Source organism: Mesorhizobium sp. M2C.T.Ca.TU.002.02.1.1 (assembly GCF_003997225.1).
In genome coordinates this window covers 1-6,971 of the sequence record NZ_RZTO01000283.1, presented here as the reverse complement: position 1 = coordinate 6,971, position 6,971 = coordinate 1, and the positions used below count along the sequence as shown (strand labels likewise).

At 64.7% G+C, this 6,971-nt stretch carries 4 protein-coding genes; all 4 read right to left on the bottom strand.

The genetic code is table 11. The features are described 5' to 3' along the window. Positions 1-104 precede the first annotated feature (104 nt). Positions 105-1,733, bottom strand: coding sequence for an alpha-D-glucose phosphate-specific phosphoglucomutase (locus EOD07_RS16610; RefSeq protein WP_127236239.1), 1,629 nt, complete (start codon positions 1,731-1,733; stop codon positions 105-107). Positions 1,734-1,736: 3 nt separating this feature from the next. Next, positions 1,737-3,182, bottom strand: coding sequence for a glycogen synthase GlgA (gene glgA, locus EOD07_RS16605; RefSeq protein ID WP_127236240.1), 1,446 nt, complete (start codon positions 3,180-3,182; stop codon positions 1,737-1,739). A gap of 106 nt (positions 3,183-3,288) precedes the next feature. Then, the gene (gene glgC, locus EOD07_RS16600; RefSeq protein ID WP_127236238.1) at positions 3,289-4,554 is read right to left on the bottom strand and encodes a glucose-1-phosphate adenylyltransferase; all 1,266 of its coding nucleotides are present in this window, start codon (positions 4,552-4,554) and stop codon (positions 3,289-3,291) included. A gap of 63 nt (positions 4,555-4,617) precedes the next feature. Then, complete coding sequence (gene glgB / locus EOD07_RS16595) at positions 4,618-6,831, bottom strand: 1,4-alpha-glucan branching protein GlgB (RefSeq protein WP_127236237.1); 2,214 nt, start codon at positions 6,829-6,831, stop codon at positions 4,618-4,620. Positions 6,832-6,971: the final 140 nt, after the last annotated feature.

The window sequence follows — 6,971 nt, the reverse complement described above, 5'->3', positions numbered from 1 at the left end:
TGTCCTGGGCGCCGGTTTGCGCCAAGCTGGAGCACCCCTCATCCGCCGCCTTCGGCGACACCTTCTCCCACAAAGGGAGAAGGGGGAGCCGCGCCCCGCCACCCTCAAGTAATCACGCTCGGTTTGTTGCGGCCGGTGTGGCTCTTGATGCCGGCGATGTCGTCGGCGGCGGCGATGAGGTCGGCGAGCGCTTCCTGGGTGTCGAGGTCGTGGCGCGTCTTGTCCGGCTCGTAGCGCTCGATATAGACGCGCAGCGTCGCACCCGAGGTGCCGGTGCCGGAGAGGCGCAGCACGACGCGCGAGCCACCCTCGAACAGGATCCGGATGCCCTGATGCTCGCTCACCGAGCCGTCGACCGGATCGTGGTAGGCGAAATCGTCGGCCTTGGCGATCTTGAGGCCGCGCACGCTGGTGCCGGGCAGCGAGCCGAGCTTGGCGCGCAGCTCATCCACCAATGCGTTGGCGCGATCGCTCTCGACCTCCTCATAGTCGTGGCGCGAATAGTAATTGCGGCCGTAGGTCGCCCAATGCTTGGTGACGATGTCCTTGCAGCTTTCGCCGCGCGCGGCGAGGATGTTGAGCCACAAAAGCACGGCCCACAACCCGTCCTTCTCGCGCACATGGTTGGAGCCGGTGCCGGCGCTTTCCTCGCCGCAGATCGTCGCCATGCCAGCGTCGAGCAGGTTGCCGAAGAACTTCCAGCCGGTCGGCGTCTCGTAGATGCCGATGCCGAGTTTTTCGGCGACGCGGTCGGCGGCGCCGCTGGTCGGCATCGAGCGGGCAATGCCCTTCAAGCCGTCCTTGTAGCCCGGCGCCAGTTTGGCATTGGCGGCAAGCATCGCCACCGAATCCGACGGCGTGACGAAGATACCCCTGCCGATGATCAGGTTGCGGTCACCGTCACCGTCGGAAGCGGCTCCGAAATCCGGCGCGTCGGGCCCCATCATCTCGTCGTAGAGATGCTTTGCGTGGACGAGGTTGGGATCGGGATGGTGGCCGCCGAAATCCGGCAGCGGCTTGAAGTTGCGGCAGGTGCCGTCCGGCGCGCCGAGGCGGCGTTCGAGGATTTCCTTGGCGTAAGGGCCGGTGACCGCGTGCATGGCGTCGAAGCGCATGCGGAAACCGGACTTGAACAGCTTCCTCAGCGCCTCGAAGTCGAACAGGCTTTCCATCAGCTCGGCATAATCCTTGACCGGGTCGAAGATCTCGACCGTCATGTCACCCGCCTTGACGGTGCCGATCTTATCGATGTCGATCCCGCCGATGTCGGCGATCTTGAAGCTCTTGATCTCCTTCGACTTGGCGAAGATCGCATCGGTTATCTTTTCCGGCGCCGGGCCGCCATTGCCGGCATTGTACTTGATGCCGAAATCCTCATGCGGGCCGCCCGGATTGTGGCTGGCCGACAGGATGATGCCGCCGAAGGTCTTGTATTTGCGGATGATGTTGGAGGCGGCGGGTGTGGAGAGAATCCCGCCCTGCCCGACCATCACCTTGCCGAAGCCGTTGCCGGCGGCAATCGCGATGGCCTTCTGGATGACCTCGCGATTGTAGAAGCGACCGTCGCCGCCGATCACCAGCGTCTTTCCCTCAAAACCGTCCAGCGCATCGAAGATCGACTGGATGAAGTTCTCGGCATAGTGCTCCTGCTGGAAAACGGGCACCTTCTTGCGCAGGCCGGACGTGCCTGGCTTCTGGTCGGTATAGGGTTTGGTGGGGACGGTTTTGATCATGCCTCAGGCAGCCCTTTTCGAAAGCAGCAAGCGATAGAGTTCGACGTATTTTTCGGCGCTCTTGTCCCAGGAGACATCGGCCTTCATGCCCTGGCGCTGGATCGAGGCCCAGACCGCCGGCCGGGCGTGCTGCTCGACCAGCCGCTGGATGGCATGCAGCATCGCGCCGCCATTGTTGGGCGCGAACTGGAAGCCGGTGGCGACACCGGCCGACAAGGCGGCCTCGTTGGCGTCGATGATGGTGTCGGCCAAACCGCCGGTCCTGGCGACGACCGGCACACAGCCATAGCGCAGGCCGTAAAGCTGGGTCAGCCCGCAGGGCTCGAAGCGGGACGGGATGACGATGGCGTCGCAGCCGCCCTGCATGACATGCGAGAGGCCTTCGTCATAACCGACGACGACGCCGACGCGGCCGCGATGCCGCGCCGCGGCGGCAAGCAGCGTGCCTTCGAGGCCGGCATCGCCCGAACCGAGGATGGCGAGGCGCGCGCCGGCGGCGACGATGCCGTCGACGACCGCCGCCAGGATGTCCATGCCCTTCTGCCAGGTCAGCCGGCTGACGACGCAGACGATCGGGCTGCCGTCCGCCTCCAGGACGAACCGCTCTTCGACCGCCTTGCGGTTCTTGGCGCGCGCTGCAAGCGTATCGGCCGAATAATTGGCGACCAGATGCTTGTCTGTCTGAGGGTTCCAGATGTCGACGTCGATGCCGTTGACGATGCCGTAGAGGTCGCTGGCGCGCATGTTGATCAGGCCGTCGAGGCCCATGCCGAATTCCGGCGAGCGGATTTCCTGCGCATAGGTCGGGCTCACCGTGGTGATCGCCCAGGCGGCCTGCAGGCCGGCCTTCAGGAAGCCGACGCCGCCGTAGTATTCGACGCCGTCGAGCTGCATCGCCACGCCCGGCAGGCCGAGCTCGCCGAAGATGCCGGCGCCGAACTGCCCCTGGAAGGCCAGATTGTGCACGGTGATCAGCGACGGCACGCCGACCGCCTTGCCGTAGCGCATATAGGCAAGCGTCATCGCCGACTGCCAGTCATGCGCATGCACGATGTCGGGCTGGTAGCCGGAGATCGCGCCGCCGGCGATGTCGCCGCCGGCCTGGCTGAGCGCCGCGAAGCGACGCCAATTGTCGGGCCAGTCGGCGCCGGAAGCGGTGCCGTAAGGGCCGCCCTGGCGATCGAACAGATGCGGCGCGTCCAAAATGAAGAGGTCGAGATCGCCGATCTTGACGGCATGGATCGAGGCCTTGCCACCCTGCAGCAGCGGGTACTGGTAGACGGGTTTCTTCTTGGCGAAAGCCCCCATCACGACGGGATAGCCGGGAACCAGCGTGCGCATCGCCACGCCCTTCCCGGCCAGCGCGATCGGCAGAGCGCCGGTGACGTCGGCAAGCCCGCCGGTCTTGATCAGCGGAAAGATTTCGGGCGTGACCGACAGAACCTGCATGCGCTTCACATTCCGATCTCAACGTGACAGGTCAAAGTGACAATCTGTTGATCAAGTCGATGGGTTGCCGATCAACCCTTGCGGGTTGACGGCTTGATCAACCTTATCAGGTCGACAGCTTGTTGATCATGTCCTGAGTGATCAGGCAGATGCCCTTCTCCGATACGCGAAAACGCTTGGCGTCAAGCGCCGGGTCCTCGCCGACCACCAGCCCCTCGGGAATCTGCACGCCGTGGTCGATGACGACGCGCTTGAGGCGCGCGTTGCGGCCGACGGTAACGTCGGGCAGCATCACCACCTCCTCGAGCTTGGAGTAGGAATTGATGCGCGCGCCGGTGAAGATCAGGCTGCGGCGGAGCGAGGCGCCCGAGACGATGCAGTCGCCGGAGACCAGCGAGGAGATCGCCTCGCCGCGGCGGCCGTCCTCGTCATGCACGAACTTTGCCGGCGGCTTCAACTCCGCATAGGTCCAGATCGGCCAGTCGCGGTCGTAAAGGTCGAGCTCGGGCGTGACGTCGGTCAGGTCGATATTGGCTTCCCAATAGGCGTCCACCGTTCCGACGTCGCGCCAGTAGGGTTCGGACTCATGCGAGGAGCGCACGCAGGACTTGGCGAAGCGGTGGGCGATCGCCTTACCGTGCTGCACGATATAGGGGATGATGTCCTTGCCGAAGTCGCGGCTGGAGCCGGGCTCGGCGGCGTCGCGGCGCAGCTGCTCCATCAGGAACTTGGTCTTGAAGACATAGATGCCCATCGAGGCGAGCGCGAACTCCGGCTTGTCGGGGATGCCCGGCGGATCGGCCGGCTTTTCGACGAAGGCGATGATGTTGTCCTTGGCATCGACATGCATGACACCGAAGCCGGTCGCCTCCATGCGCGGCACTTCCAGGCAGCCGACGGTGACGTCGGCGCCGGCGTCGACATGCTGGCGCAGCATCAGCTCGTAATCCATCTTATAGATGTGGTCGCCGGCAAGGATCACCATGTATTCGGGACCGTAGGCCTCGATGATGTCGATGTTCTGGTAGACGGCGTCGGCCGTGCCTTCATACCACTGCGTCTCCGAGACGCGCTGCGAGGCAGGCAGGATGTCGAAGCTTTCGTTTCGCTCTGGCCGCAGGAAATTCCAGCCGCGCTGCAGGTGCCGGATCAGCGAATGCGCCTTGTACTGGGTGGCGACGCCTAGGCGGCGGATGCCGGAGTTCAGCGCATTGGAGAGCGCAAAGTCGATGATGCGCGTCTTGCCGCCGAAATAGACGGCGGGCTTGGCGCGCCGATCGGTCAGCTCCTTGAGGCGGCTGCCGCGGCCGCCGGCCAGCACATAGGCCATGGCATCACGCGCCAGCGGCTGGGTTCTTTTGATCTCTGCCATTTTGTTACCCTCCCAAACAAGCTGCCCGGACCGTTGCAAGGGCAGGATGAGACATCATCTGCTTCAGTCCGTGACGAATTCCAGCATGATCGTCGACAGCGGCGGCAGAAGCATCGTCGCCGATACGCCCCCCCCTTCGCCGCTCGCCTCGACCATGCCGCCATTGCCCATGCCGGAGCCGCCATAGTCGGCGGCATCCGTATTGATGATTTCTCGCCATTTTCCCGCCTTCGGCAGCGGCACGCGATAGTTCTCGCGCGGCACCGGCGTGAAATTGGCGACGACGGCGATCGGGTTGCCGTCCGGCGCGCTGCGCAGCCAGGCGAAGACCGAATTGTCGCGGTCGTCGACGATCAGCCAGGAGAAGCCCTCCGGCTCGCAGTCGCGCGCATGCAGCGCCGGGCGCGAGCGGTAGAGATAGTTCAGGTCGCGCACCGTCTGCCAGACGCCGCGATGCGGCGCGAATTCGAGCAGGTTCCAGTCGAGCGCGCGTTCCTCGCTCCACTCGCGGCGCTGGGCGAATTCCTGGCCCATGAACAACAGCTTCTTGCCGGGATAGCCCCACATGAAGGCGTAATAGGCGCGCAGCGTGGCGAACTTCTGCCAGTCGTCGCCGGCCATCTTGTGAAGCAGCGTGCCTTTGCCGTGCACGACCTCGTCATGCGACAGCGGCAGCACGAAATTTTCCGAGAAAGCGTAGATCAGGCCGAAGGTGATGTCGTTGTGGTGGTGCTTGCGGAAGATCGGCTCCTTGGAGAGATACTCCAAAGTGTCATGCATGAACCCCATGTTCCACTTGAAGCCGAAGCCGAGCCCGCCTTCATGCACCGGACGCGACACTTTCGGCCATGAGGTCGATTCCTCGGCGATCGTCATCACGCCGGGGTGGTGGCCGTAGAGCTCCTTGTTCATCTTCTGCAGGAAGGAGACGGCCTGCAGGTTCTCGCGCCCGCCCTTCTCGTTGGGGATCCACTCGCCCGCCTTGCGCGAATAATCGAGGTAGAGCATCGAGGCGACCGCGTCGACGCGCAGGCCGTCGACATGGTATTTCTCGGCCCAGAACAGCGCGTTGTTGACGAGGAACGACACCACCTCGCGGCGGCCGAAATTGTAGATGGCGGTGTTCCAGTCCGGGTGGAAACCCTGGCGCGGGTCGGCGTGCTCGTAGAGCGCGGTGCCGTCGAATTTCACCAGCCCGTGCTCGTCGACCGGGAAATGCGCCGGCACCCAGTCGAGGATGACGCCGATGCCGGCGCGGTGCGCGCCGTCGACGAAGCGGGCGAAGCCGTCGGGATCGCCGAAACGGGCCGTCGGCGCATAGAGGCCGGTGGTCTGGTAGCCCCAGGACGGATCGTAAGGGTGCTCCGAGATCGGCAGGAACTCGATATGAGTGAAGCCGGTGTCGACCACGTAGGGGATCAGCCGCGCGGCGAGCTCATCCCAGGACAGGAACGTGCCGTCGTCGCGGCGCTGCCAGGAGCCGGCATGGACCTCGTAGATCGAGATCGCCTCGCGCCGTGGATCGGCCTTGCGCCAGTAGCCGCGATGCGCCTCGTCGCCCCATTGATGAGCCATCGGCGGCGCCGTCACCGAAGCGGTCGCCGGGCGCAGTTCCGACTCGAAGGCGAACGGGTCGGCCTTGAGCGGCAGGCGCACGCCGTCGGGCCCGATGATCTCGAACTTGTAGGGCTGGCCGGCGACGAGATCGGGGATGAACAGCTCCCAGATGCCGGTGTCCTTACGGTCGCGCATGGTGTGGCGGCGGCCGTCCCAGTCGTTGAAGGCGCCGACCACCGAGACGCGCCTGGCATTGGGCGCCCAGACGGCGAAATGCACGCCGATCGCGCCCTCATGATCGATGATGTGGGCGCCGAGCTTGTCGAAGAGCCGTAAGTGCGAGCCCTCGGCCATATAGTAATCGTCCATCGGGCCGAGCACCGGACCGAAGGAATAGGGATCGGTCAGCCACCAGTCGCCGCCGGCATTCCTGGCGTGATAGCGCAGCGGCTGGCGCTTGCGGATCGAGATCTTGCCCTCGAAGAAGCCGGCGTCGTCGCGGCGGGAGAGCTCGCCGATCTCCTTGCCGGTCAGCGTGTAGGCGGTGACGAATTCGGCACCGGGCACGAAGCAGCGGGCGACGAAACCCTTGCCGACCTCCTGCACGCCCAGAACCGCGAATGGATCGCCATGCGTTCCGGCGACAATCGCCGCGACATCGCCGGCTGGCGCCAGTCCGTCCGGCCCGCTTGTCGCAGCGGTCGCGCGCGGCTTCCTCATCAGGCGGTGTTCCCTCCCCGGGCACTATCTTGTTTTCTGCGAGACCACATTGGTCGTGGCCTCATGCAATCACATCAAACGGGTACGTTCCAGATTTCTTTCGCATATTGGCGGATCGTGCGATCGGACGAGAACCAGCC

Bases quoted from the DNA above. Each gene is read 5' to 3' on its own strand.
- EOD07_RS16610 (WP_127236239.1), bottom strand. From the start codon at position 1,733: ATGATCAAAACCGTCCCCACCAAACCCTATACCGACCAGAAGCCAGGC.
- glgA (WP_127236240.1), bottom strand. From the start codon at position 3,182: ATGCAGGTTCTGTCGGTCACGCCCGAAATCTTTCCGCTGATCAAGACC.
- glgC (WP_127236238.1), bottom strand. From the start codon at position 4,554: ATGGCAGAGATCAAAAGAACCCAGCCGCTGGCGCGTGATGCCATGGCC.
- glgB (WP_127236237.1), bottom strand. From the start codon at position 6,831: ATGAGGAAGCCGCGCGCGACCGCTGCGACAAGCGGGCCGGACGGACTG.